Annotated in this window: 23 protein-coding genes; 10 read left to right on the forward strand and 13 right to left on the reverse strand. The window is 35.6% G+C overall.

From position 1 onward, the window contains the following. Positions 1-100: 100 nt before the first annotated feature. The gene (locus tag K7G79_RS06155; RefSeq protein ID WP_223550182.1) at positions 101-772 is read left to right on the forward strand and encodes a DUF4292 domain-containing protein; all 672 of its coding nucleotides are present in this window, start codon (positions 101-103) and stop codon (positions 770-772) included. Next, complete coding sequence (locus tag K7G79_RS06160) at positions 772-1,995, forward strand: murein hydrolase activator EnvC (RefSeq protein WP_223550184.1); 1,224 nt, start codon at positions 772-774, stop codon at positions 1,993-1,995. The genes K7G79_RS06155 and K7G79_RS06160 overlap by 1 nt, the downstream gene beginning before the upstream one ends. Before the next feature lie 92 nt (positions 1,996-2,087). Here K7G79_RS06160 and K7G79_RS06165 read toward each other — a convergent pair whose 3' ends face one another. Together K7G79_RS06165 and K7G79_RS06170 are read right to left on the reverse strand one after the other, a co-directional pair. Continuing rightward, entirely contained in the window at positions 2,088-2,597 is a 510-nt protein-coding gene (locus K7G79_RS06165) for an acyl-CoA thioesterase (RefSeq protein WP_223550186.1), read from the reverse strand. A 114-nt stretch (positions 2,598-2,711) separates the two neighbouring features. Further along, positions 2,712-4,052, reverse strand: a complete 1,341-nt coding sequence (locus tag K7G79_RS06170; protein ID WP_370634195.1) for an SPOR domain-containing protein — start codon at positions 4,050-4,052, stop codon at positions 2,712-2,714. Positions 4,053-4,159: 107 nt separating this feature from the next. Here K7G79_RS06170 and dprA point away from each other — a divergent pair, with 107 nt between their 5' ends. Beyond that, positions 4,160-5,263 (forward strand): DNA-processing protein DprA, encoded by a 1,104-nt coding sequence (gene dprA / locus K7G79_RS06175; protein WP_223550188.1) that lies wholly within the window; start codon positions 4,160-4,162, stop codon positions 5,261-5,263. Positions 5,264-5,305: 42 nt separating this feature from the next. Here the strand turns inward: dprA and trpS are convergent, their stop codons facing one another. Continuing rightward, positions 5,306-6,277 carry a tryptophan--tRNA ligase gene (gene trpS / locus K7G79_RS06180; protein ID WP_223550190.1) on the reverse strand — a complete coding sequence of 324 codons (972 nt, stop codon included), beginning with the start codon at positions 6,275-6,277 and terminating at the stop codon, positions 5,306-5,308. Positions 6,278-6,381: 104 nt separating this feature from the next. Between trpS and K7G79_RS06185 the strand changes: the two genes are divergently transcribed. Then, on the forward strand, positions 6,382-7,116 hold the full coding sequence (locus tag K7G79_RS06185) for a 1-acyl-sn-glycerol-3-phosphate acyltransferase (protein WP_223550191.1): 735 nt from the start codon (positions 6,382-6,384) through the stop codon (positions 7,114-7,116). Positions 7,117-7,198: 82 nt separating this feature from the next. Here K7G79_RS06185 and K7G79_RS06190 read toward each other — a convergent pair whose 3' ends face one another. The 4 genes from K7G79_RS06190 to recA all read right to left on the reverse strand — a co-directional run bounded on the left by K7G79_RS06190 (position 7,199) and on the right by recA (position 10,845). Beyond that, a complete protein-coding gene (locus tag K7G79_RS06190; protein WP_223550193.1) occupies positions 7,199-8,755 on the reverse strand; it encodes a hypothetical protein in 1,557 nt (518 codons plus the stop codon). Then, entirely contained in the window at positions 8,755-9,297 is a 543-nt protein-coding gene (locus K7G79_RS06195; protein WP_223550195.1) for an RNA polymerase sigma factor, read from the reverse strand. The genes K7G79_RS06190 and K7G79_RS06195 overlap by 1 nt, the downstream gene beginning before the upstream one ends. A gap of 27 nt (positions 9,298-9,324) precedes the next feature. Further along, positions 9,325-9,747: a hypothetical protein gene (locus K7G79_RS06200; protein WP_223550197.1), complete on the reverse strand. Its 423-nt coding sequence runs from the start codon at positions 9,745-9,747 to the stop codon at positions 9,325-9,327. A 99-nt stretch (positions 9,748-9,846) separates the two neighbouring features. Further along, positions 9,847-10,845: a recombinase RecA gene (recA, locus tag K7G79_RS06205; protein ID WP_223550199.1), complete on the reverse strand. Its 999-nt coding sequence runs from the start codon at positions 10,843-10,845 to the stop codon at positions 9,847-9,849. A 326-nt stretch (positions 10,846-11,171) separates the two neighbouring features. On the opposite strand from recA, the gene K7G79_RS06210 reads away from it, so the two are divergent. The 6 genes from K7G79_RS06210 (at position 11,172) to K7G79_RS06235 (ending at position 17,903) form a co-directional block, all read left to right on the forward strand. Then, the gene (locus tag K7G79_RS06210; RefSeq protein ID WP_223550200.1) at positions 11,172-12,245 is read left to right on the forward strand and encodes a rhodanese-related sulfurtransferase; all 1,074 of its coding nucleotides are present in this window, start codon (positions 11,172-11,174) and stop codon (positions 12,243-12,245) included. A gap of 4 nt (positions 12,246-12,249) precedes the next feature. Next, the gene (locus K7G79_RS06215) at positions 12,250-13,494 is read left to right on the forward strand and encodes a peptidase U32 family protein (protein WP_223550202.1); all 1,245 of its coding nucleotides are present in this window, start codon (positions 12,250-12,252) and stop codon (positions 13,492-13,494) included. Continuing rightward, positions 13,494-13,724, forward strand: coding sequence for a ferredoxin (locus K7G79_RS06220; RefSeq protein WP_223550204.1), 231 nt, complete (start codon positions 13,494-13,496; stop codon positions 13,722-13,724). Before K7G79_RS06215 ends, K7G79_RS06220 begins: the two co-directional genes overlap by 1 nt. Before the next feature lie 118 nt (positions 13,725-13,842). After that, the gene (locus K7G79_RS06225; RefSeq protein WP_223550206.1) at positions 13,843-15,030 is read left to right on the forward strand and encodes a regulatory iron-sulfur-containing complex subunit RicT; all 1,188 of its coding nucleotides are present in this window, start codon (positions 13,843-13,845) and stop codon (positions 15,028-15,030) included. Beyond that, positions 15,017-15,502, forward strand: a complete 486-nt coding sequence (locus tag K7G79_RS06230; RefSeq protein WP_223550208.1) for a gliding motility lipoprotein GldH — start codon at positions 15,017-15,019, stop codon at positions 15,500-15,502. The genes K7G79_RS06225 and K7G79_RS06230 overlap by 14 nt, the downstream gene beginning before the upstream one ends. 55 nt (positions 15,503-15,557) lie before the next feature. Next, the gene (locus K7G79_RS06235; protein WP_223550210.1) at positions 15,558-17,903 is read left to right on the forward strand and encodes a penicillin-binding protein 1A; all 2,346 of its coding nucleotides are present in this window, start codon (positions 15,558-15,560) and stop codon (positions 17,901-17,903) included. Positions 17,904-17,992: 89 nt separating this feature from the next. Here the strand turns inward: K7G79_RS06235 and K7G79_RS06240 are convergent, their stop codons facing one another. The 6 genes from K7G79_RS06240 to K7G79_RS06265 form a co-directional block, all read right to left on the reverse strand. Further along, the gene (locus tag K7G79_RS06240) at positions 17,993-19,960 is read right to left on the reverse strand and encodes an acetoacetate--CoA ligase (protein WP_223550212.1); all 1,968 of its coding nucleotides are present in this window, start codon (positions 19,958-19,960) and stop codon (positions 17,993-17,995) included. 351 nt (positions 19,961-20,311) lie between these two features. Continuing rightward, a complete protein-coding gene (locus K7G79_RS06245; RefSeq protein ID WP_223550214.1) occupies positions 20,312-21,997 on the reverse strand; it encodes an ABC transporter ATP-binding protein in 1,686 nt (561 codons plus the stop codon). 37 nt (positions 21,998-22,034) lie between these two features. Next, the gene (locus tag K7G79_RS06250; protein WP_223550216.1) at positions 22,035-22,748 is read right to left on the reverse strand and encodes a 3'-5' exonuclease; all 714 of its coding nucleotides are present in this window, start codon (positions 22,746-22,748) and stop codon (positions 22,035-22,037) included. Beyond that, positions 22,738-23,898: a serine hydrolase gene (locus K7G79_RS06255; RefSeq protein WP_223550218.1), complete on the reverse strand. Its 1,161-nt coding sequence runs from the start codon at positions 23,896-23,898 to the stop codon at positions 22,738-22,740. The genes K7G79_RS06250 and K7G79_RS06255 overlap by 11 nt, the downstream gene beginning before the upstream one ends. Positions 23,899-23,965: 67 nt before the next feature. Further along, positions 23,966-24,439, reverse strand: a complete 474-nt coding sequence (locus tag K7G79_RS06260) for a methylated-DNA--[protein]-cysteine S-methyltransferase (protein WP_223550219.1) — start codon at positions 24,437-24,439, stop codon at positions 23,966-23,968. Continuing rightward, positions 24,439-25,524: a CNNM domain-containing protein gene (locus K7G79_RS06265; RefSeq protein WP_223550221.1), complete on the reverse strand. Its 1,086-nt coding sequence runs from the start codon at positions 25,522-25,524 to the stop codon at positions 24,439-24,441. The genes K7G79_RS06260 and K7G79_RS06265 overlap by 1 nt, the downstream gene beginning before the upstream one ends. Positions 25,525-25,652 lie beyond the last annotated feature (128 nt).

Genomic DNA, 25,652 nt, shown 5'->3' on the forward strand with positions numbered 1-25,652 from the left:
ATTCTTGAAAAAGCACCATTATATACTCTTTTTATTTTGCATATTAGTATTAAACTGTAAGTCTTACAAAAGCTTAAGTTTAGGCGAAGCGAATTTAAATTTGACGACAAAGCAAGTTATAAGGGAAAATATTAAACGAACCCCAAAATTTAAAACTTTAGCTTCCCGGGTTAAAATTGATATTATTAATGGTAATTCCTCAAAAGGGTATACTGTTAACTTGCGTATGGAAAAAGATAAGCAAATATTATTGACTTCATCACCAATATCGTTAGTAAAAGTGCTTATTACACCAGATAAGGTGAGTTTTTATAACAAGTTGGACAACACTTATTTTGATGGTGATTATAAGTACTTAAGCAAAATTTTAGGTACTGATTTAGATTTTGAAAAGGTTCAAAATTTGCTTTTGGGAGAGGCACTATATAGCTTAAAAGATGGTTCGTATAGTTCATTCATTCACGATAAGAAATATGCCTTACAACCTAAAAGACAGCAAGGACTTATCGATATTTTCTATATATTAAATCCGTCGCATTTTAAAATAGAATCACAACAAATCTCTCAGTCAGTGTTATCAAGACATTTACAAATAGATTATTTACAATATCAGGAAGTGCAAAAACAATCATTTCCAGAGCGTATAAAGGTTATTGCTGTTGAAGCAATTGAGGAGTTAACGGTTGAACTGGAATTTAAAAGTATGTCATTAAATCAGGACTTAAGGTTTCCTTTTAAAATTCCTTCTGGATATGATGAAATACAATTGTAATGACTAAAAATAAGCACATATTTAGAGTTATATTAACCATGTTATTTTGTTTCACAACACTAGCTTTTTCACAAAACAGAAAGCTAGAACTTGAAACTCGTAGACAGGAATTACGTAGGGAAATCCAAAAAATGAATGCCTTACAAGCTGAAAACAAGTCAAAGGCCAAATCGGAATTATCACTTATAGAGGATTTCAATTATAAAATTAGTGTGCTTAATAATTTAATAAAGATCACTAACCAGCAAGCTAACTATTTATCTAGGGAAATCAATGCCAATCAAAAAAAAATATCTGCTTTACGTGATGAATTAAAAGCCTTAAAGGAAGATTATGCTGCCATGATAGTGAAGTCCTATAAGAGTAAAAACAAACAAAGTAGGGTTATGTTTTTATTGTCTTCAAACGATTTTAAGCAAGCTTACAAGCGCTTACAATACATTAAGCAATACACCAATCACCAGAGGCAACAAGGCGAAACCATTAAGGCAAAAACTCAAGAACTGCAACAGACAAATCAGGATTTATTGAAACAACGGGCAGAAAAGGAAAAGCTGATTGCAGACAATAGAACAACTCAAAAAACACTTGAATCTACAAGGCAACAACATGAAGTGTTGATGCGTTCCATTAAAAAGAATATTAATAAATATACGGCACAAATAAGAGCGAAACAGCAAGAGGCAGCCCGTATAGATAGAGAGATTGAAAAAATAATTAAGGCAGCCATAGTACTTTCAAATAAGCGGGCGGGTAAATCTACATCATCAACCAATTTTGCCCTAACACCCGAAGAAAAAATATTGGCCTCAAACTTTTTGGCCAACAAAGGAAAACTACCTTGGCCAGTAGAAAGTGGCATTGTAAAAGTACGTTATGGTACCCAACCCCATCCTATTAACAGGTCACTTACCATAAAAAGCAATGGTGTACGTATCGCAACTGAAAAGGGGGAACAGGTTCGCGCGGTATTTAATGGTGAAGTCATAGGTGTCATTTCACTTAAAAATGTGAATCCATTGGTTATGGTACGCCATGGCAATTATATTACTACCTATAAAAACCTTTCCAAAGTTTATGTAAAGGAAGGAGATAAGGTGAGTACTAAACAGGTTATAGGCGAAGTGGCTACCAATAAAGCTTCAGGGGAAACTATACTTAGTTTTGTGGTCTCTAAAGAAAGTACTACTCAAGATCCATCAACTTGGATTTATAAGATGTGAAAAATTCTAGCGAGTTAAATACAACGCCGTAGTAGGAGGGAAGGCAGTAATTTTTTTATTTGTCCAATATTAATTGAATATTTGTAAATACTTTATTTAAACAAAGCCTTTAATTCACTAGCATCGGAAGGTTTTATTTTACCTGCTAACAAAAGGCTTAATTGTTTACGGCGAAGAGCGGCATCAAAGCGTTCTTTTTCCAAAGCAGTTTCAGGTTTAATCTCAGGAACAGCAACGGGATGGCCTATATCATCAACAGCAACAAAGGTGTAAATGGCTTCATTAGCTTTAGTTTTTTCGCCTGATTCACGATCTTCAATCCATACATCAATGAACACTTCCATAGAGGTTTTAAAGGCTCTGGATACTTTAGCCTCAACAGTTACTACACTACCCAAAGGCACTGCTTTTGTGAAGGCCACATGGTTAACCGAAGCAGTCACTGTAATGCGTCTGCTATGGCGTCTGGCCGCAATACTGGCCGCACGATCCATACGGGCCAATAACTCGCCACCAAATAAATTATTTAAGGGGTTAGTCTCACCTGGCAAAACCATATCGGTAAGTACAGTTTTGGACTGTTCGGGTGTTTTTACATGCATTATTCCTGTTGTTTTAATGCTACAAAGGTAATATGCTTTTAAGTTTTAAGATATAAAAACAAACTTAAATTTTTATTGTCTCCAGTCTAACCAAAAGGTAAATGAAAAATCTTGTTATTTCTCCACCTTTACAATAAACATTCTGTCATGGGATGGGCTATTAGCTTTTAATTGCAGTGCTTTGGTAGCTAATTTTAAATCGTTAAAAGATTCATTGTAAATAAAGTAATAATTACTTTTGGAATCAAAGAAAAAGCGAATGTTTGGATACCCATAAGATTCTAAACTTTTTATAAAATCATCTCTTTTAGAGGCTTCTTTAAAAGCATCCAAAACTAAATAAAATCCGCTATTAATATTATCTATACTTTTTGCAATGTGAATAATGTTGGGACTTTTTCTAAAGTCAAAATCATCTCCTGTATTTGTATGCGCTAATTCAGAAGAAATTTCATCTATATCATTTTTTTCTGGTTGGTGAGTATCAACAGGACTAAAGTTATTGTAAAAAGACTTTTCATCTGATATTCTATCCACATCAATCCAGGCATCTTTATTATGGGTTTTTCGTATCTCCCTAACAGCTTTTAATGCATCGGGTCCAGTTTCGTAGCTGGCATAAACAACTTCGTGTAATCCATATTTATTAACACCTTTATATCTTGCTGGATAACCTAAGCTTTTAAGTTGATGGACCATTTTCACAGCGTTTTCCTCAACTCTAAAAGCTCCTGCGACAATATGATAGTTTCCTGCTTGTTTAATGGCATTAAGTGTAATTGCAGGAAGCGTATTTAAACTAAAAGTGGCCTCTTGGATTTTAGTTTCAAGTTGGTGATTAGCTTCTTCTTGGGCAACTTGGTTATGGGTTTCAATTTTATTCACATAATAATTTGAAGCTACATATCCACCTAAAGTCAAAGCAATTATAGCTACAGCAGCATACCTTAAATAAGACTTGTTTTTACGCTTTTCTGGAGTAACTCCAATAGGGATAACACGCTCAATAGCTTCAGCAGTTTCTTTATAGATTTCTCGAGCTACAGCTGGCGATTCAAACTTAGACAGACCAAAAGCATCAGTTAGATAGTTTAGCTGGTAGGTTGGCTCAAATAAAATTTTACCTTCCGTATTAAAAACTATTTCACCTATGTTTTTAAAAGTAAGTGTCTCACCTTGAGTTAAGTAAGACTTTAAAAGTTTTACGCGTTTATCTATTTTTTTATTGGCAACTTCAAAAGGGATTTTCTCTACTTCAGCAATATAATGGGCCAATAACCCATCATTTTTTTGGATTTGTTCATTAAAGGATAACACTTTTTTAGGAGGAAAAAAAGCATGGGTAGATTCTTCTATGCTAGCAGATACTCGGTGTGTTAAAAACGCACCAAATCCTGGGATGGTAACACATTCGTATCTGTAAAGTAAATCGCTAATGTAGGTTTCAAGTTGCATGAAAACAAAGTTAAAAAATTATGCATATTTAAGAAATTTAGAATATAGTATTTATTAACAGTTTAGAAAATTTCTTTACTTGCAGGTTGTAAAACAATGAATTTTGTATGACAGAAGATAACTTGCTTTATGCATTAGCTTTACAGCATGTGCCCAATATTGGTGATATTTTGGCCAAACGGCTTATTACCAATTGCGGTTCTGCTGAAGCTATATTTAAAGAGAAAAAGGAAAAACTACTTAAGATTTCTGGTATAGGGCAAGTTACGCTTTACGATTTTTTTAAAACAGATCATTTAAAAGCGGCTGAAGTAGAGTTAAGGTTTATAAAAGATAATGATATTAAGGTGTCCTATTTTGAAGATAGTTGCTACCCAACAAAGTTAAAGCATTGTATTGATGCACCCATATTGCTATTTGAAAAAGGGAATATTAATTTAGATTACTATCCTGTTATCAGTATTGTTGGTACACGTAAGATTACAAATAATGGTATAGCGTTTTGTGAAAAACTTATAGAAACCTTAAACCCCTATAACCCTATTATTATTTCGGGATTTGCTTATGGCACAGATATTACTGCACATAAAGCCGCCATTAAAAATGGTCTGCAAACCATTGCTTGTTTGGCACATGGGATGAATCAAATTTACCCTAAAACCCATAAACGCTATGTTGCTGATGTAGAGAAGCATGGTGGCTTCTATACCGATTTTTGGAGTAATGCCCCGTTCGATAGAAATAACTTTTTAAAGCGTAACCGCATTATAGCTGGATTAAGTGAAGCAACTATTGTAATAGAATCTGCTGAAAAGGGGGGGAGTTTGGTAACTGCTGATATCGCCAATTCCTATAACCGAGAGGTTTTTGCGGTACCAGGGAGAACCACAGATAGCCACAGTGTAGGATGTAATAATTTAATTAAATACCAAAAAGCACACATGCTTACCACACCTTTGGATGTGCCTTACTTATTGAATTGGAAATTGAAAGATGAAACCAAACCTGTTATTCAAAAGCAGTTGTTTGTTGAGTTGAGCAAAGAAGAGAAAATCATATACAACTATCTAAAGGCAAACGAGAAACAATTATTGGATACAATTGCTTTAGACTGTAACATGCCCATATTTAAGGTAAGCAGTACATTATTGAATATGGAACTAAAAGGCGTTATTCGCCCTTTGCCAGGGAAATTATTTGAGGTTATATAGTAGCAGGACTATTAGTTTCAAAAAACCTGATATTCCTAATTGTTAATATCCAACTTTTTCACGAACCCTATGCAATACCTCATTAGCAACACGCTTAGCTTTTTCGGCTCCAACAGCTAATGCCTTATCTATTTCGTTGAGGTTGTTCATATAGTAATTATATTTTTCACGAGGCTTTCCAAATCGTGTAATGAGCAGTTCAAACAAGGCTTGCTTGGCATGTCCGTAACCGTAACCGCCCTTTTGGTAATTAGCTTTCATAGCAGCAATTTCTTCTTCAGAAGCCAATAATTGGTATAATGCAAAGCAGTTACAAGTTGTCCAATCCTTTGGGTCTTCAAGCGGTGTACTATCTGTTTTTATGGACATGATTTGCTTGCGCAATTTTTTGTCGTCCAAAAAGATATTGATGGTATTGTCCCTGCTCTTGCTCATCTTTTCACCATCGGTACCGGGTATGAGCATTGTGTTTTCTTGAATTTTGGCATCAGGCAACACAAAGGTTTCTCCACCCATTTTGGCATGAAAACGGGATGCTACATCGCGAGTCATTTCTATATGCTGTAATTGATCTTTGCCAACTGGAATAATGTTGGAATCGTATAACAATATGTCGGCAGCCATAAGCATAGGGTAGGTAAACAAACCCGAATTCACGTCTTCCAAGCGGTCCGCTTTGTCTTTAAAACTATGCGCTAAAGTAAGGCGTTGAAATGGGAAAAAACAACTAAGATACCATGACAATTCAGTGACTTGAGGAATGTCACTTTGTCTATAAAACACAGTTTTTTCAATATCCAAACCAAAAGCCAACCAAGCTGCAGCTGTAGAATAAGTGTTCATTCTAAGGGCTTCAGCATCTTTTATTTGCGTTAAGGTATGCAAATTGGCAATAAACAAATATGAATCGTTTTTAGGGTCTTCAGCCATTTTAATTGCTGGTATAATGGCTCCTAAAATATTGCCTAAGTGCGGAGTGCCAGTACTTTGTATACCTGTAAGTATCCTTGCCATATTATGACCTGCAAAAGCAGATATCTTTTTAAGGGTTAAACGAAAGAAGCAAAGGTAATTTTTTTAATAGAAATGCTCAATACAATTGTGTATTTTTGGTATCTATGACTGTGTTTAAATATCTGTTTTGGTTGCTTTACCGTATATGGTTTTATGTATTGGTGGCATTGCCTATAATCATTTTGTTACCCGTTTTGTTGATTTCCATTTCAAAGGACTCTTGGTATCCTTTCTTTTTTAAGTTGACCCGTATTTGGGCCCGGATTATTTTAATCGGTATGGGCTTTGAGGTGAAAATTGAGCGGGAGCAAACTCCGGAACAGGGAAAAAGCTATATGTTTATTGCAAATCATACGTCTATGGCCGATATTATGTTGATGCTGGTTTCGGTTAAAAATCCATTTGTGTTTGTAGGGAAGAAGGAATTGGCTAAAATCCCATTATTTGGTTTTTTTTATAAGCGTACTTGTATTATGGTAGACCGAAGTTCTGAAAGAAGTAGAAAAGCAGTTTTTTTAAGGGCGCAGCGTCGCTTGCAACAAGGCCTAAGTATTTGCATATTTCCAGAAGGCGGTGTGCCGGAAGAACATATTGAGTTGGATAATTTTAAAGACGGCGCATTTAGATTGGCGATTAACCATAAAATACCAGTAGTACCATTAACATTCTTTGACAATAAAAAAAGGTTTTCCTATACCTTTTTTAGTGGTGGCCCAGGGGCTATGCGTGTTAAAATCCATGAGTTTTTGCAAACCAACAATTTAACTATTGAAGATACTAAAACTTTAAATAAACAGGCAAGAGCAGTTATTTTGAGTCAACTTAAAAATGATGCATAAAAAACTGCCCTTATATAGGGCAGTTTAATTTGATATTGGCATTTAAAGTCTTAAAAACCAATATCCAGATCTAACCAAAAACCTAAAATTTAATAGCAAACCCTGTATAAATCCCTATAAAATAAGGTTTAAAATTACCGGAGGTATTGCTAAATGTGTTTATTTGATATTTAAATAAGGGCTCTAAATTTAAGTCCAATTGTTTTGTTATTTTGTAATTAAGACCAAGACCTAAATTGGCACTATAACTTACTTTTTTAATATTATTGGCTTCACCAATAAGTGTCCGGGAGCTACTGGTTTCAGAATAGATTTTGTTTTCATTTAAGAAAAACGAACTAAAACCGCCGATAACATTAACACCTAATTTTTTATCTAAAAAGGTGTATTGTATTTCAAGAGGAATTTCAATGAAACCAAACTCTTGATTGAGAGACGTATTGGTTGCGGTAGAAAGTAACCCGCTACTAATCTTAGAGTTAAAGTTATCTGCACTAGCGAATGACATATTATTTGAAGTGTTTACGGAATTTAAAGTGTAGTTACTGGATTCCGATTTTATATTAGGCAATGCAGCACTTATAGCGTTTTCAGGAGCTCCTATTGACTGAAAAACAACAATATTGTTAGTGTTATATCCCAAACGGACTTTGTTAACACCCGAACGGATGCGCAATCTTTTATTGACGGCATAACTAGCTTTAATACCATAACTCATATTTAGTTCGCTCGTTTTAGCGTTACTGTTAAACTGTGGATCTATTGAAGAACCTTCACCCAAACTGTTAAAATAAACAGGCGCAGCGTTTGGGGCAACACTCCACCTGCTAAATTTCTCTTCTTCAATAAGCTCTTTGATGTTCTTGTCTATTAAATCTTCAATAGAAGGTTCTGTTTTGTCTTCTGCATTAGTTTGTGCTACTGCAGAAGTGTCAGTATTTTGTGCATTAAAACCAAGATCAGTTTCTCTAAACTTGATAGGAGAAACCTTATCATTAACAGTATTTTTTTGCGGATTGTTTAAGGCTGAATTGTTATTGGCAATTTTGGTGTCCTGGTCTTGTAATACATTATCCTTTACAACGTTGGGTGTATTGGTTTCAGCATCGTTACTATTTTTGTTGCGTTTTGAAAGCTTATTATGACCTTGTTCTTTAACATGTTCTGAAGCAATCGCACTTTGATTTTGCGATACTACAGGCTTGATTAACTTAGCAGGATTATTATTTAAAATGGAATTATCATTAAAGTCATCATTGCGTTCCTCAATCTGATTTTCTTTAGAATTAGCTATAACAGCTTCAGAATCTGAAGGAGCTAGATTGTTTTCGTTATTTTCATTCTTGGAAGAATCTTCAGTTGCCTTTTCTATTGCGTTGGGCGATTCAGTTTCAACAACTTGATTGATTGGAAGCTCTATTTTATTCCCAGAATTAAAATATAAACTGCCTAAGGCAAGTAACAACACCAATAGAGCAGCTACACCAGCATAACGCCACCAAATAGGAATAACGCGTTGCTTTTTATTTTTCTTATGGAGCTTTGCTTCAATATTAGTCCAAACGGCATCGCCGGGCGTTGCCTCAAAGTCCTTGAATTTTTCTTGGAATAATCTATCTATATGTTTTTTTTCACTCATTATAATGACTGAATATGTTCGCTTAGGTTGTAATTTTCAACAGTCTGCTTCAAAATTTGCCTAGCCCGTGACAGGTTGGACTTTGAAGTGCCGACACTTATCTTCAACATGTTGGCTATATCTTTATGTGAGTATCCATCCAATACATAGAGGTTAAAAACCAACCGATACCTATCGGGTAAATTTTGAATGGCTTTTAAAAGATAATCTAATGAAATAACATCTTCGTTAACCTCTATTTCAAAATCTTCGACTTCATTTTCATTGACAATGTTAAACACCTTCTCGGCCCGATACCGTTGTAAAGCGGTATTTATAGTAATGCGTTTTAACCAACCCTCAAAAGAACCTTTGCCTTTGTACTGTTCAATTTTATTGAAAATAGTTAAAAAGGCATCTTGCAAGTTATCTTCGGCTTGCGCATAATTAGCTGAATACTTTAAGCAAATTGAGAACAACTTGCTCGAAAAGAGCTTATATAATTCTTCTTGTGCTTTAGTATCATGGTTTTTACAATGTGCTATGAGTTGCTCTAAACTCAAATTAAAAACGCATTAAAGTTATTTTTATTAATCTATAACGGGTACCTCTATGGTTAAATATTGATCTTCACCCGTATTATCCTCACCTTGCCAAAACTTAAAGATGTAAGACCCATTACTAGTTACAATAAAATTAAAAGTAGCTTCAACCAATTCGTCCTGAAGGTCAGTACAGCTATTGTTTTCCATTTCATGTTCAAATACATAGTTAATTGGTGCTACGGTACGCATATTATTTTCCTTGACATAATAAAAATCCCTAAACGCATAACAGGTAGTTGGCCTGTAATATTTTACGGTTATAGGATACGTTTTTCCCAATTCAAATTCACTAGGAATATCAACACTTTCCACAGGCATTATTTCTAAAGTATAACTTGTGGAATCGTGGTCTGTACTACAAGACAGAAAAAAAATGAACAAACAACTAAGGGCAAAAATTTTTTTCATAGTATAATTTTCAACAATCTTTTTCCTTTAGATGCTATCGTAAATAAAAGGTTGCGCCAAAATCAAAAAAATCTCGAAATATTTCGAGATTTTTTAATGCTATTCTTTTTTAAGGAGTTCCTTTATTTTGTCTTCCAACTCTTCTAAAAGTTCTGGATTATCTTTTATTATAGCTTTTACAGCATCCCTGCCTTGGCCAAGTTTAGTTTCACCATAGCTAAACCACGATCCACTTTTCTTAATGATTTCATGTTCTACCGCAACATCCAATACTTCACCTACCTTAGAGATACCTTCACCATACATGATGTCGAATTCAGCAGCTTTAAAAGGTGGTGCAACCTTGTTTTTAACCACTTTTACACGCGTTTTGTTCCCCAATACATCTCCGTTACTATCTTTAATTTGGGTAGATCTTCTAATATCCAATCGAACCGAAGCATAGAATTTTAGTGCATTCCCTCCAGTAGTGGTCTCAGGGTTACCAAACATAACACCAATTTTTTCACGTAATTGATTAATGAAAATCACGGTACAATTGGTTTTACTAATAGATGCAGTAAGCTTTCTTAAAGCTTGAGACATTAAACGCGCATGAAGACCCATTTTAGAGTCGCCCATTTCACCTTCAATTTCACTTTTAGGAGTCAATGCAGCAACAGAATCAACGATAACAATATCTATGGCTCCAGAACGTATAAGGTTATCGGCAATCTCGAGTGCCTGTTCACCATTATCAGGTTGGGAAATGATTAAATTATCGATATCCACCCCTAACTTTTCAGCATAAAATCTATCAAAGGCATGTTCGGCATCAATAAAAGCGGCAATACCACCATTTTTTTGAGCCTCAGCTATAGCATGCAATGTTAAGGTGGTTTTACCTGAGGATTCCGGGCCATAAATTTCTATAACTCGACCTCTTGGGTAGCCACCCACACCTAATGCAATATCCAATCCTAAAGAACCTGATGAAATGGCCTCTACATCTACAACTGCAGCATCGCTCATTTTCATAACAGTTCCTTTTCCATAAGCTTTATCCAACTTATCCAAGGTAAGCTTTAGGGCTTTTAATTTTGCTTCTTTTTCACTCATTTATTTGTTGTTCTCTAGTTATGTATGCTAAAGTAATATAACTTTTTTCAGAATACAATTTTATCACGCAACCTTTTTACACAATTTACATCTACTAACTAAAAAAGGGAAAAATTTGCTATGAACATATTTGGTGTTTCAGGAGCTATCTGGTTAATGGCAACTGTAAAACCGCAGTGACTAACTATAATTTTGTTAAAGAAAAGCACTTTAAGGTACTAAGGTGCTTTTTTTATGGGTTCCATTTAAAAGTTGTACTTTTGCGATTTAATACCAAATAAGGATTGGTATATATAATTTCTTTAATCTTAAAATATTAGTATAGCATGCAACTGTACAATACATTAAGTGCAAAAGAAAGGGCAAGATTAATCGATAATGCAGGGCAGCATCGGTTAACACTTTCTTTTTATAAATATGCCAAAATTGGCAACCCTCAAGTTTTTAGGGATCATCTATTCATTACATGGCAGGCATTGGATGTTTTAGGTAGGATTTATGTAGCTTACGAAGGCGTTAATGCCCAATTATCACTTCCTGCAGATCGGTTTAATGAGTTCAAAAATCATTTAGATTCTATAGGTTTTTTAAAAGATGTTCGGTTAAACATTGCTGTTGAACAGCATAACAAATCATTTTTAAAGCTTAAGGTAAAGGTCAGGAAAAAGATTGTTGCTGATGGATTAAACGATGATACATTTGATGTAACCAACAAGGGTATTCATTTGGGAGCAAAAGCCTTTAATAAACTTATTGAAGATGAAAGCACTGTGTTGGTAGATATGCGTAACCATTATGAAAGTGAAATAGGTCATTTTAAAAATGCCCTAACACCCGATGTGGATACCTTTAGGGAATCGTTAGACATTATTGAAGCAGATTTAAAGGAGCATAAAGAAACCAAAAAACTGGTGATGTACTGTACGGGAGGCATTCGCTGTGAAAAAGCCAGTGCTTATTTCAAGCATAAGGGTTTTAAAAATGTATATCAATTAGAAGGAGGTATTATTGAATATACTAGGCAGGTAAAAGAGCAAGCACTTGAGAATAAATTTTTGGGACAGAATTTTGTGTTCGACGACCGCCGTGCTGAACGTATTAGTGATGATGTCATTGCCAATTGCCACCAATGTGGGGAGCCTTTCGATGTGCACACCAATTGTGCCAACGATGCGTGCCACTTGCTCTTTATTCAATGTGATCAATGCAAGAAGGAAATGAACAATTGTTGTTCTACTACTTGTAAGGAGATAAACGCCTTGCCTTACGAAGAACAAAAGGCATTACGCAAAGGGCAGGGCAATAGTAATGATATTTTTAAAAAAGGACGTGCTGGGCATTTGTTATATAAAAAAGATTTAAGGAACATTTTTGAAGTTTTAAAAACCAATAAGAAATAGAATTATGCAGCAGATAGAATTAATGGCTCCGGCAGGCAATTTTGAATCCCTGCAAGCCGCCTTGGATAATGGAGCAAATTCAGTGTACTTTGGAGTAGAACAACTAAACATGCGTGCCAGAGCCTCCATCAACTTTACTTTGGATGACCTTCAGGAGATTTCAGACCGATGTAAAGAAAAAAACGTAAGGACATATTTAACCTTAAACACAATTATATACGATCACGATCTATCCATTATAAAAACCTTAATTACAAAAGCGAAAGAGACTGATATTACTGCTGTTATTGCTATGGATCAAGCAGTGATTATGGCAGCTCGTGAAGCAGGCATGGAGGTGCATATTTCAACACAAATCAATATTACCAATATAGAAACAGTAAAGTTTTATGCGCTATTTGCCGATACCATGGTATTGAGTCGGGAGTTAAGTTTACGCCAAGTAAAAAAGATTACCGAACAGATTGAAAAAGACCAAATAAAAGGACCGTCTGGGAAATTGGTTGAGATTGAAATTTTTGGACATGGGGCATTATGTATGGCAGTATCCGGAAAATGTTACATGAGTTTACATTCTCAAAATTCATCGGCCAACCGAGGCGCATGTAAGCAAAATTGCCGAAAAAAATATACAGTTATCGACCAGGAAACGGGATTTGAAATGGAGTTAGACAATGAATATATTATGTCCCCAAAGGATTTGTGTACAATTGATTTTTTAAATGAAGTTATAGAAGCAGGTATTAAGGTCTTAAAAATTGAAGGCCGTGGTAGGGCACCAGAATATGTAGCTAAAGTGATAAAGTGTTATCGAGAGGCGATTGACAGTTTATATGATGGGACTTACAACAAAGCTAAGGTCATAGCTTGGATGCAGAATTTGGAAAAAGTGTATAACCGAGGATTTTGGAGTGGGTATTATCTAGGACAGAAACTAGGTGAATGGAGTAAGGGTTCGGGTTCTCATGCCACACAAAAGAAAGTGTATCTGGGTAAAGGAGTGCACTATTTTCCAAAATCGGAAATAGGCGAATTCAAGATTGAAGCTTACGATATTGCCATTGGTGATACCATTTTAATAACAGGGCCAACTACAGGAGCCAAAGAAGTTGAGCTAAAGGAAATGTTTGTAAATGACCAATGTTTGGGGAAAGCCATTAAAGGCGATTCAGTGACCATAAAACTGCCGTTTAGAATTCGCCCTTCTGATAAGTTGTATAAAGTGGTTGAAAATAAAGTAGAATTTTAATGGTCGTTATTACGCTCCAAAGGCAAAAGTGTATTGGCTGCAACTATTGTGTGGAATTGGCACCACAGCAGTTTCAAATGTCCAAGAAAGATGGGAAATCGGTACTATTACATTCAGCTGAAAAAAAAGGCTTCTTTACTTTAAAATCAAATGATGAAACCATATTGGATTCTTGTGAAAATGCATCAAAAGCCTGTCCGGTAAAAATCATTTCGGTAAAACATGTTTAAGTATATGGTTTGTTCTTTTTTAAGTACTGAGAATAATCATATATTTACAAAGGAAAATAAATTATGAACCTTCAGTTCGATATAAGTTAATTATTATCGAATTCAACATATAAACTATATGGCTTGTAACAGTTGTTCAACTGGAAAAGACGGTCAACCTAAAGGATGTAAAAAGAATGGCACTTGCGGTACGGATAGTTGTAATAAACTAACGGTATTCGATTGGCTGTCTAATATGTCGCTACCTAATGGTGAAAAACCATTTGATTGGGTAGAGGTACGTTACAAAAACGGTAGAAAGGAATACTACAAAAACACCGAGAATTTATCCCTTAGTATTGGTGATATTGTGGCTACCCAGGCTCAATCTGGGCATGATGTGGGGATGGTTACCCTTACGGGAGAACTGGTGCGTATTCAAATGAAACGCAAGAACTTAAGTATTAGCAATGACGGTGCCTTAAAGATTTACCGAAAGGCCTCCCAAAAGGATATTGATATTTGGTCAGCCGCCCGCGATAAGGAAGAATCCATGAAGGTTAAGGCTAGACAGTTTGCAATAGACTTAAAGTTGCAAATGAAGATTTCAGATATCGAATTTCAAGGTGATGCCAGTAAAGCCACATTTTACTATACTGCAGAAGAGCGCGTCGATTTTCGTGAGCTTATCAAAGTGTTTGCCCGTGAGTTTAGAATCCGTATTGAAATGAAACAGGTAGGATTTCGCCAGGAAGCATCAAGATTGGGCGGGATTGGATCCTGTGGTCGTGAATTATGCTGTTCTACTTGGTTAACCGATTTTCGTTCGGTAAGCACATCGGCAGCAAGATATCAGCAGTTGTCGTTAAATCCACTTAAATTGGCTGGACAATGCGGTAAATTAAAATGCTGCTTAAATTATGAGTTGGATACCTATTTGGATGCCCTTAAGGACTTTCCTAAAACAGATATTAAGTTACAGACTGAAAAAGGTATAGCTATTTGTCAAAAGATTGATATTTTTAAGGGTTATATGTGGTATGCTTATGAAGGCGAATGGATGAACTGGCATAGAATTACTGTAGAACAGGCTAATGAGATAATAGGATTCAATAAAAAGGGCAAAACTGTTACTAGTCTGGAAGAATATGTTTCAGATGTTATTGAAGATACTAAAACCGAATTTGAAAACGTTGTAGGTCAAGATAGTTTAACGCGTTTTGATAATCCAAAACGGAATAGAAAACGTAAAAATAGTAGGAACAGAAACAATAGAAATAAAAATAGAAGAAAGAAACCCCAAAACAGTAAAGATGCGTCTAATTAGTGTATGCCTTATTTTGTTTTCTATTGCTTTAATGATGGTTTCTTGCGATTCCAATCGTGTTTTTGATGAGTATAAATCAGTACCCAACGTCTGGCATAAGGATTCTATAACCAGTTTTAAAATAAACCCGCCAGATTCAATAAACCCATATAATCTGTTTGTTAATTTAAGAAATACCAATGTCTATAAATACAATAATTTGTTCTTAATTGTTGAGATGGTATTCCCACACGGTAAGACCATAGCAGATACGTTGGAATACAAAATGGCAGACCCAAGCGGTAAATTATTGGGAACAGGATTAACCGATATTAAAGAAAATAAATTGTGGTATAAGGAAGGGGTGGTGTTTAAAGAAGTTGGTGAGTATACCGTTAACATACAGCACGCCATGCGCGAAAATGGAAAAGTAAATGGTGTTGTAGAACTGGAAGGTGTTACAGATGTAGGTTTTAGAATAGAAAAGCCATAAAACACCAATTAACTTTAAAATACTTAAGGCACTTATAATTTTAGGCACTTTAGTTATGGCGAAAATAAAAAAACAAACCTCAAAGAACCAGGACTTTTCAAAATACATTCGTTGGTTTTGGATCTTGTTTTTAGCTGGAATAATTTCAATAGTAGTATTATTCTTGGTTGCTTCATGGGGATGGTTAGGGGAACTGCCAGACCATACTGTTTTAGAAAACCCTAAAACTAATTTGGCGACAGAAATTATTTCTTCAGATGGTGAAACACTAGGGAAATTTTATTATGATGATAATAGAACACCTGTAGGTTTTGAAGAATTACCGGAACATTTAGTAGAAGCCTTAATAGCTACCGAAGACGCTCGGTTTCATGACCATTCTGGAATAGATGCTCGAGGTACATTACGTGCGGCTGTTATGTTGGGCAGTGGTGGTGGAGCCAGTACTATATCTCAACAATTGGCAAAACAGTTATTTACCAAACAAGTTTCAAAAAGTAAACTGGAACGTGCTTTTCAAAAAGTAAGGGAATGGGTTATCGCTACCCGTTTGGAACGTCAATACACCAAAGAGGAAATCATCGCTCAATACTTTAATATTTACGATTTTCTTAATAATGCAGATGGTATTCGCAGTGCAGCCCGTATCTATTTTGGCAAGGAACCTTGGGATTTGGAGTTAAAAGAATCTGCTATGTTGGTAGGAATGTTTAAAAACTCGGCACTTTATAATCCTCGTGTTAGACCTGAAATTACAAAGGATAGACGCAATGTGGTATTGGCCCAAATGGAAAAGTATGGGTACATTACTGTACAGGTAAAAGATTCTTTACAGAAAACGGAGTTGGATTTAAACTATACACCAGAATCACATAGAGAAGGTATAGCGACTTATTTTAGGGAGTACTTAAAAACCTTTATGAAAGATTGGATTGAAAAAAATCCTAAGCCCGATGGAACTAAATGGAGTTTGTACAATGATGGATTAAAAATATATACTACTATCGATTCACGTATGCAACAGTATGCCGAAGATGCAGTTCAACAACATATGCCAAGGTTACAAGCTGAATTTTTTCATCAAAATACCCCAAAGCGTAACCCCACAGCGCCATTTTTAGAGTTAACGCCAGGAGGTATAGATACTTTATTGTTGCGTGCTATGCGACAAACTAAGCGGTGGAATAGGATGAAATACGATTTAAAAAAGAGCAATGAAGAAATAGAACAATCTTTTTTTAAGCCTGTACAGATGACGGTTTTTGAATGGAAGGATGGAAAAGCTTCAGAAAAAGACACCATTATGAAACCCATTGACTCCATGCGTTATTATAAATCGTTTTTAAGAACTGGTATGATGTCCATGGATCCGCAAACAGGTCATGTAAAAGCTTGGGTAGGCGGTATTAATTATAGACACTTTCAATACGATATGGTCAAGCAAGGGAAACGCCAAATAGGATCAACCTTTAAGCCGTTTGTATATACAGCTGCGATTGATCAATTGCATTTATCACCTTGCGATGAAATACCGGATACGCCATTTTGTATTGAAAAGAACAAGTATGGAAACCCGGAAGAATGGTGTCCTAAAAATTCTGATGACGATTATGGTGGGGTACGCACTTTAAAAAATGCTTTGGCGAATTCTGTAAATACGGTTACTGCTCGATTGATAGATAAAGTAGGTCCATTGCCAGTAAAAGAATTAGCAGAAAAGTTGGGTGTTGAATCTAATATTCCACCTGTGCCATCCATTGCACTAGGAACTCCAGATTTAAGTGTTTACGAAATGGTAGGGGCTTATGCTGCTTTTGCCAATAAAGGGGTGTACACCAAACCTGTTATGGTCATGCAGATTGAAGATAAAAACGGAACCATTTTGTATCAATTTAAACCCAATACCCGTGATGTGTTAAGTGAGGAAACAGCCTATGTAACCGTAAAGCTGTTAGAGGGGGTTACACAATATGGCTCAGGGGTTCGTTTAAGAACCAAAGGGGCAGATGCTTATAGGCCAGATTATAAGGAAATTGCAACTGGATATCCTTATGAATTTACCAATCCTATAGCTGGAAAGACGGGAACCACACAAAACCAAAGCGATGGTTGGTTTATGGGTATGGTACCTAATTTAGTAACTGGTGTATGGGTAGGTGGAGAAGATCGAGCTGTTCATTTTTCATCTATTACTTATGGTCAAGGAGCAGCTATGGCCTTACCAATATGGGGTTTGTATATGAAAAGTTGTTATGCCGATGAGGAGCTAAACATCTCTAAAGATGAATTTGAACCACCTGCAGCCCTTTCTATAATTGTAGATTGTTCAGAGGAAGGGAAGAGCACCATTATTGATGATATCCAAGAAGAGGCTGTTCCCGAGGGATTGGATTTTAATTAAGTCTTCCGTCCTACAGTCCCTTCTCATTTCAGGGAAGGAATTAGGTTTGTGTTTTATTTTAAATCTTTCTCTTTTTAAGGAGAGGAAGTCTATATGGTTTTAGCAAAGGCTATAAAAAAACCTATCGATTCTGGGTTTTTCATAGAATCTATATTAATGGATTTTTCCAAAGGCATTTTTAACAAGATTTTTTTGACTGGAGCTTCCATTTTTTTGCCACTTATAGTATAGGGAATGTCTTGGACTTCAATAATAGTATCAGGAACGTGCCTTGGCGAGTATTCTTTTTTAAGCTGTTCATTTATTTGGGTTTTTGTATCGTCTGTTAAATCAAAACCAGATTTCATTTTTACAAACAATGGCATAAAATGTTTACCACCATTTAATTCTAAATTCACAATGAGGGCATCTTCTATAGTTTCTATTTTGTTAATACTTCGGTAAATTTCACTTGTACCAATACGAATGCCATGTCGGTTTAAGGTAGCATCCGATCGTCCATAAATAACGAGTCCGTGGGTTTTGGAATTTATCTTTATAAAATCACCGTGTCGCCATTTTCCTGGATAATGTTCAAAATAACTGGCCTTGTAATGTGCTTTATTAGGATCGTTCCAAAAATATATGGGCATGGAAGGCATAGGTTGGTCTATTGCCATTTCACCTAGTTCATCTTCTATGGGATGCCCATTATCATCATAAGCATATAGAGAGACACCTAGGGCACGACATTGAATTTCACCAGCATGAACAGCATAAAAGGGTGTACCACCCACAAAGGCTGTACATACATCGGTACCTCCAGCCATTGAACATAGCCAAACGTTTTGTTTAATGTTTTCGTAGACATATTCAAAAGCTTCATAGGGCAATGGTGCCCCTGTAGAACTAATGGAACGGATTGATGCTAAACTGTATTTTTCTTTTAGAGAAATATTTCTTTTCATACTTGCCACTAAAAATGGTGCGCTTGTGCCAAAGTGGTTAATTTTAACGTCTTCCGAAAACTCCCAAAGCTTGTAGAAATCTGGGGAAGTTGGGGACCCATCATATAATACAATAGTTGCACCCAGTAATAAAGGAGATTGAAGGAAGTTCCACATCATCCAGCCCGTAGTGGTAAACCAAAAATAGCGCTCACCCTCATGTACGTCATTTTGAAATGCTAAATATTTTAAGTGTTCCAATAAAATGCCGCCATGAGAATGTACTATGGCTTTAGGTAAGCCAGTTGTTCCAGAAGAATATAATACCCAGATGGGGTGATTAAAATCTACAGGTTCGAACAACAGTGGTTCGCCCTTTTTTTTAAATATGTCTTTAATGTCTATATAATCCTTTGGGAAACTTTCAACAGCATTTTTGTTTAGGTAAGGTAATACAATAACCTTTTCTAAAGTAGGTAGAGCATTGGCGATGGCTTTAGAAACCCCAGTTTTATCATAAGGTTTTCCATTATAGTAATATCCATCAACAGTTATAAAAACCTTAGGTTTAATTTGTGCAAATCGGTCTATAACACTTTCGCTACCAAAGTCTGGTGATGTACTGGACCAAATAGCTCCTATGGAATTAGCTGCTAAAAATGAAATTGTCGCTTCGGGGACATTGGGTAGAAAGGCAACCACTCTATCACCTTTGGTAAGGCCGATAGATTTTAAATAAGTAACCATAGATGCGACCTTTTCCCGTAATTCATTCCAAGATATCTCAAGGTAAACGCCTTGTTCATTGTTAAATATTATGGCCGTTTCTTCACTTAAATGGGAATGTCTAAAAATATGTTCGGAATAGTTTAATGTTGCACCTAAAAACCATTCAACATCGGGCATAGTTCCTTTTGTTAAAACAGTGCAGTAAGGTTGATGTGAAATAACACCAAAATAATCCCAAATGCTTATCCAGAAATCTTCAATATGGTTTACAGACCATTGCCATAGCTCATTATAGGTATTAAGTTGTAGCCCCTTGTTATTGGCTAACCATGTTTTATACTTATATAAATGGCTGTTTTCTTTCAAGGCAATTGAACCTTCCCATAATTTTTTTTGATGCATTTATCCTTTTTTAAGAGGTTTAAAGATAATGATAATTCAAGGAAAAAAACAGGTTAAGATATCGTTGAAATTAAAGCTGTCAAGGTGAAATGTTAAAAAAATATGTATTTCAACGATTTAATATGTTTTTAATCTTATATTTAAAAAAAAAGTTTCATATTTACAATCCCCAAATAAACCTAACCAATGTTTAGATTTGCCTCAAGTCTACCATAAATTTTAACCTACTTAATGATGGAGCCAAATCTACCTGAGCAAATAGAAATTAAAGACAGTAAACTGAAAGAAACATTTCAAGAACATTTACAATTTTTAAAAGGTTTACTGTATATAACGAAAAAAGTATTCATGCTATAATCCTTTTGGTATAGCATGAATTAACTTTTTTGTGTACTCCGTTTTAGGGTTGTTATAAATTACATCGGCATCATCCAACTCTTCGACTTCACCTTTATTCATTACTAATAGTTGGTCGCTCATATACTTTACTACGGCCAAATCGTGTGAAATAAAAATATAGGTAAAGCCAAAATCTTCTTTTAGTTCGTTCAACAGATTTAGTACTTGTGCTTGTACTGATATGTCTAATGCCGAAACAGATTCGTCACATACTATTAATTTGGGTTGTAATGCAATGGTTCTGGCAATACCTATACGTTGGCGTTGTCCACCCGAAAATTCATGCGGATAACGGTTAAAATAACCTTCTAACAAACCAACCCGATTTAAAATATCCAATACTTTTGCTTTACGCTCTGCATAGGTAGTGCCTATACCATGTACTTTCATAGGCTCCATTATCGCTTCGCCTACTGGAATTCTGGGATTTAAGGATGAAAAAGGGTCTTGAAAGATGATTTGGATTTCCTTTCTCAGGGTTCGAATGTTGGCTCTTGATAGTTTGGTAATGTCTGTTCCCTTATACAAAATAGTACCTGCCGTTGCCTTATCGAGTTGTAAAATGGCATTACCCAAAGTTGATTTCCCACATCCCGATTCACCTACCAAGCCTAAAGTTTCTCCTTTGTAGAGTTTAAAGCTCACTTGATTTACGGCCTTGAATACCGATGGTTTGGTAAACCACCCCGATTTTGAGATATATTCCTTTTCAACATCAACAACTTCCAATAATGGCGGATTGCTGTACAGCTTTTTGTGAAAGGCTTTACGCTGTTGAGGTGTTATAATATCTTTTGAAAAGGTGTTGTTTAGATAATTTTGTATGGTAGGCAGTGTTTTAAACCGAGTATTTAATGAAGGTCTTGAGTTTATTAAGGCTTTGGTATAATTGTGCTGCGGATTTTTAAATATGGATGTTACGTCACCCTGTTCAACAATATCGCCTTTGTACATCACTAGTACTCGATTCGCGATTTCGGAAATTAAAGCCAAATCGTGGGTAATGAAAATGATGCTCATTTTAGTGTCTTCCTGTAAGGCTTTTAAAAGATTTATAATATCCTTTTGCACTGTTACATCTAGTGCTGTAGTAGGTTCGTCAGCTATTAAAATATCGGGTTTACATGCAATGGACATGGCTATCATGACTCGTTGTTTTTGTCCGCCAGAAATTTCATGTGGATAAGCATCAAAAATACGGGAAGGCGTTGGCAACTTTACTTTTTCGAATAATGCAATGGTTTTTTCCTTTGAAGCTGATTTTGATAAGCTGGTATGTTGTAACAATATTTCCTGAACTTGTTTTCCACAGGACATGGACGGATTTAAGGAACTCATGGGTTCCTGAAAGATCATAGCTATCTTTTTACCCCTAATATGTTGAAAATCTTTGTTCGAAAGTTGCGTTAAATCTTTATTGTTATAAACAATAGAACCTGAAGTTATATTTGAAATGCGCTTGGGAAGCAAGCCTAAAATAGCCAAGGACGACACTGACTTCCCCGAACCCGATTCACCAACAATACCAAGTATTTCATTACTGTATAATTGATATGAGATATTATGGATGACCTCATTCTCTCCAAAGGTGATGGAAAGGTTTTCTATTTGTAATAAAGGGTTGTTATTTAGTTTCAAGTTTTTATGTCTATGCACTGGTTTTTATGTTCTTTGACTAAACATGAATAATCTCATCATCACTTAAAAGGTTATCTCCCCGTAACCTTAAAAAGATTTGGGCTACGGCGATGGTATCTTTTTCGCAATAGGTTATAATACGATCTATATCCTTGTCTTCATAATAAACACGGTACACTTCACTACCATCAATGTCATCTTTTGGCGATGGGATACCTAAAACATTAGTTAATAGTTTAAGGGAGGTGTAGGTTTTATAATCCCCGAATTTCCAAAGTTCTAAGGTGTCCAAATGTGGTACTTCCCAAGGTTTCTTGCCAAATAGATTCAACTTGTAAGGCAACTCCATATTATGAATAATCATGCGGCGTGCAATATAGGGAAAGTCGAATTCCTTGCCATTGTGGGCGCACAATAAATGTTTTGCTTGACTGAAATGTGAAATGAGTAGGGTTTTAAAATCTTTTAATATAGTGATTTCATCACCATAAAATGAGGTGACACGAAATCGTCTATGGTTACCTTGAAACGTAAAATATCCCACCGAAATACAAACTATTTTCCCAAACTCTGCCCAAATACCGGCACGTTCGTAAAACTCTTCGGCGGTAAAGTCTTCTTTACGTTGGTATTGTGATTTTGCATCCCAAAGCACCTGTTTTGTATCATCCAACTCTGAAAAGTCTTGGGTTTCTGGAACAGTTTCTATATCTAGAAACAGAATGTTTTCGAGGTTGAGTTTATTGATCATGGGCTAACATATTATAAGCTTCTTCAATATATACATCTACATCTTCGGCAAATTCACCAATAAATGTTTGAGGCGTGCGTTTATGTCCCAGTCTAACGACAATGATGTTATTGGGCCTATCTACAATAACCATTTGCCCTAAATGACCTCGCATAATAAAAAATGATTTGCTGTCTTTTTCATAAAGCCACCAACCATAACCGTACTGTGGACTTTCAGCAAAGCGAGGTGTAATCGCTTTGGAAACAAACGTAGAATCCAAAATCTGCTTACCATTCCATTTGCCATAGTCTTTGTAAAGTTTGCCAAATCGGGCAAAATCCTTGGCATTGCTGGCAATACAACAATAGGCTTTTACCATATCGTTAGCTTCACTATCCACTTGCCATAAGGTTTCATTTTCACAACCCAATGGTTTCCAGAAACTATCCTCTAAATACTCATATAATTTTTTGCCAGTCGCCTTTTCTATGACCATGCCCAGCATTTGCGTATCACCACTAGCGTATTTAAAGTATTGTCCAGGCTGTTCAACAACTTTTACTTTATCCAATATCATGGTGTTTAAATCGTCATCAAAATATGCTCTTGTGGTAATGGAAAATGGAGAATAATAAGCTTCATCCCAATTAGAACCTGAGGCCATACTCGATAAATCCCCTACCGTTAATGTTGCAGCCAAACCATCACAGTATTCTGGTAAAAAATCACAAACGGGTTGGTTTAAACTTTTAATGTAACCGTCCATAATGGCCTTGCCCAAAAGACCAGTTACATAACTCTTGGCCATGGAAAAGGAATTGGATTTGGAGTTTTCATTAAAACCATCATAATACTTTTCAAACCAAATGCTGTCATTTTTTATAATAACAAAAGCAATAGTGCTATAAGTGTTATTGGCATTAGTAAGGATATCTGTTTCTTTAACTTTATTATAGTTTTTGTGATTGGGCCAAGGTTGGGGTGTTCCGTTTTTAATAACTTGATTGTCGAAATTTTTGTAGTCTTCCAAAAATGCAGTGGTATGGCCATTTAAATAAATGTTCTTAACGGCTTTTATAAGGTAATCGGTATCGGTTACATAGAGAGCAATTACAAGCAATACTAATAGAACAGCCAACCATTTTAGAGCTTTTTTTATTTGTTTCATATGAGGTTTTATATTGTAATAAATATAGAAAAATTAATTTACCCTATACGTGTACAACATTCTTAAATTAAAACAATCTTTGCTGTTTATAGGGGCTTTCATGCTCTAGCAGCCACTGTTTTCTATGAAGTCCTCCAGCATACCCTGTTAAACTGCCATCGCTCCCAATTACTCGATGGCAGGGAACGACAATCCAAAGTGGGTTTTTAGCATTGGCATTGGCCACAGCACGAATGGCCTTTATATCACCCAGTTGTTTGGACAGCTCTAAATAAGATGTAGTTTTACCAAAGGGAATACACTCCAATTGTTTCCAGACCTGTTTTTGGAAATCGGAGCCTTGCGGATTTAGTTTTAGGTTAAACTCATGTCTTGTGCCCTCAAAATATTCGTTAAGTTGCATAACACAATCTTCTAATGTCTCTGGGATAACATCAGTTACTTCTTCTACTGAATTAAGCACTGTTATTTCAGTAATACCATCTTCGCTACCAATAATTTTGGTAAATCCCAAAGGCGATGTTATGATGCAGCTTTCCATTAGTTTTCTGAAGTATTATCTATATAGATGCCCAATTTTTTGGCTCGGGTTTCCCAGCTTTTCCGAGCTAAAAGCTGCAAATCGGACACATTGTCGCTTTCGTCCATAATCTCAAGACCCAATAGAGTTTCAATAACATCTTCCATGGTTACCAAGCCGCTAACACTACCATATTCATCGACTACTAAAGCCATATGGTTTCTGCTTTCCACCAACTTTTCAAAAAGAGTAGGAATAGGCAAATTTCTGTTTACTACAATAATATCCCGTTTGATATCAGATAGTTTTTTGGAGCTATTGTCCAGAGCCATTTCCTTGAACACGTCGTCTTTTAAAACAAGTCCGGTAATGTTATCCGAATTGTCCCTGTAAACAGGAATTCTAGAGAATCTCAGGTTTAGATTTTTATTAAAAAATACTTCAACAGTTGAGGTTTCGTCTTCCGTTTTCATTACTGTTCTAGGAGTCATCACATCCTTAGCAAAAACTTGTTTAAAGTTGAGTAGGTTTTTAATAATAAGGCTTTCGTTTTCCTGAAATACCCCTTCTTTATGTGCCATATCGGTCATTGCCATAAAACTTTCCCTGCTCAGTACACTGCCATGGTGTCCCTTTCCTCCAATTAGTTTTGTAGTGAGTTGAAGCAACCAAAGTAATCCGGTCCATTTTAAAGGGAAGATTAAAACGGTAAGGGTTTTTGAGGTAAAATTAGCTAGGCCTTTCCAGTAAGTGGCACCAATGGTTTTCGGAATAATTTCGGAAGCCACTAAAATTAAAAAGGTCATAATAGCCGAAACAATGCCTACAGTGTTAATTCCTAAAAATTCAATATTATGTAGGCTTTCGGCTTGAATACCCACCATCATGGCACCCAATGTATGAGCAATGGTGTTTAGGGTAAGAATAGCAATTAAAGGCTTGTCGACATCTTTTTTTAAGGTTTCCAACATTAAAGCATAATCTTTGCCTTCCTGTTTTTTAATGTTTATAAAGGTAGGAGTTATACTAAGTAAAACGGCTTCGAGAATTGAACATAAAAACGAAAAGAAAATGGAAATAGTTGCCCAAAAAATTAATGCGCTCATAGCTTGTTTTAAAGGACTAAAATACTAATTATTTTCAATTGTATTGGCTGTTTAGAACACTTGTTGTAAAGTTGGGTAAACCAGAAGCTGATTAAAAAAAGTAGAACAATAAATCACATAAATCAACA

The organism is Aestuariivivens sp. NBU2969, from assembly GCF_019931125.1.
Classification (GTDB): domain Bacteria; phylum Bacteroidota; class Bacteroidia; order Flavobacteriales; family Flavobacteriaceae; genus Aestuariivivens; species Aestuariivivens marinum.

What these genes read in the sequence shown, in the direction of transcription:
- K7G79_RS06160 (WP_223550184.1), top strand. Translation starts at nt 772, where the DNA reads ATGACTAAAAATAAGCACATATTTAGAGTTATATTAACCATGTTATTT.
- K7G79_RS06165 (WP_223550186.1), bottom strand. Translation starts at nt 2,597, where the DNA reads ATGCATGTAAAAACACCCGAACAGTCCAAAACTGTACTTACCGATATG.
- K7G79_RS06170 (WP_370634195.1), bottom strand. Translation starts at nt 4,052, where the DNA reads ATGCAACTTGAAACCTACATTAGCGATTTACTTTACAGATACGAATGT.
- dprA (WP_223550188.1), top strand. Translation starts at nt 4,160, where the DNA reads ATGACAGAAGATAACTTGCTTTATGCATTAGCTTTACAGCATGTGCCC.
- trpS (WP_223550190.1), bottom strand. Translation starts at nt 6,277, where the DNA reads ATGGCAAGGATACTTACAGGTATACAAAGTACTGGCACTCCGCACTTA.
- K7G79_RS06185 (WP_223550191.1), top strand. Translation starts at nt 6,382, where the DNA reads ATGACTGTGTTTAAATATCTGTTTTGGTTGCTTTACCGTATATGGTTT.
- K7G79_RS06190 (WP_223550193.1), bottom strand. Translation starts at nt 8,755, where the DNA reads ATGAGTGAAAAAAAACATATAGATAGATTATTCCAAGAAAAATTCAAG.
- K7G79_RS06200 (WP_223550197.1), bottom strand. Translation starts at nt 9,747, where the DNA reads ATGAAAAAAATTTTTGCCCTTAGTTGTTTGTTCATTTTTTTTCTGTCT.
- recA (WP_223550199.1), bottom strand. Translation starts at nt 10,845, where the DNA reads ATGAGTGAAAAAGAAGCAAAATTAAAAGCCCTAAAGCTTACCTTGGAT.
- K7G79_RS06210 (WP_223550200.1), top strand. Translation starts at nt 11,172, where the DNA reads ATGCAACTGTACAATACATTAAGTGCAAAAGAAAGGGCAAGATTAATC.
- K7G79_RS06215 (WP_223550202.1), top strand. Translation starts at nt 12,250, where the DNA reads ATGCAGCAGATAGAATTAATGGCTCCGGCAGGCAATTTTGAATCCCTG.
- K7G79_RS06220 (WP_223550204.1), top strand. Translation starts at nt 13,494, where the DNA reads ATGGTCGTTATTACGCTCCAAAGGCAAAAGTGTATTGGCTGCAACTAT.
- K7G79_RS06225 (WP_223550206.1), top strand. Translation starts at nt 13,843, where the DNA reads ATGGCTTGTAACAGTTGTTCAACTGGAAAAGACGGTCAACCTAAAGGA.
- K7G79_RS06230 (WP_223550208.1), top strand. Translation starts at nt 15,017, where the DNA reads ATGCGTCTAATTAGTGTATGCCTTATTTTGTTTTCTATTGCTTTAATG.
- K7G79_RS06235 (WP_223550210.1), top strand. Translation starts at nt 15,558, where the DNA reads ATGGCGAAAATAAAAAAACAAACCTCAAAGAACCAGGACTTTTCAAAA.
- K7G79_RS06240 (WP_223550212.1), bottom strand. Translation starts at nt 19,960, where the DNA reads ATGCATCAAAAAAAATTATGGGAAGGTTCAATTGCCTTGAAAGAAAAC.
- K7G79_RS06250 (WP_223550216.1), bottom strand. Translation starts at nt 22,748, where the DNA reads ATGATCAATAAACTCAACCTCGAAAACATTCTGTTTCTAGATATAGAA.
- K7G79_RS06255 (WP_223550218.1), bottom strand. Translation starts at nt 23,898, where the DNA reads ATGAAACAAATAAAAAAAGCTCTAAAATGGTTGGCTGTTCTATTAGTA.
- K7G79_RS06260 (WP_223550219.1), bottom strand. Translation starts at nt 24,439, where the DNA reads ATGGAAAGCTGCATCATAACATCGCCTTTGGGATTTACCAAAATTATT.
- K7G79_RS06265 (WP_223550221.1), bottom strand. Translation starts at nt 25,524, where the DNA reads ATGAGCGCATTAATTTTTTGGGCAACTATTTCCATTTTCTTTTCGTTT.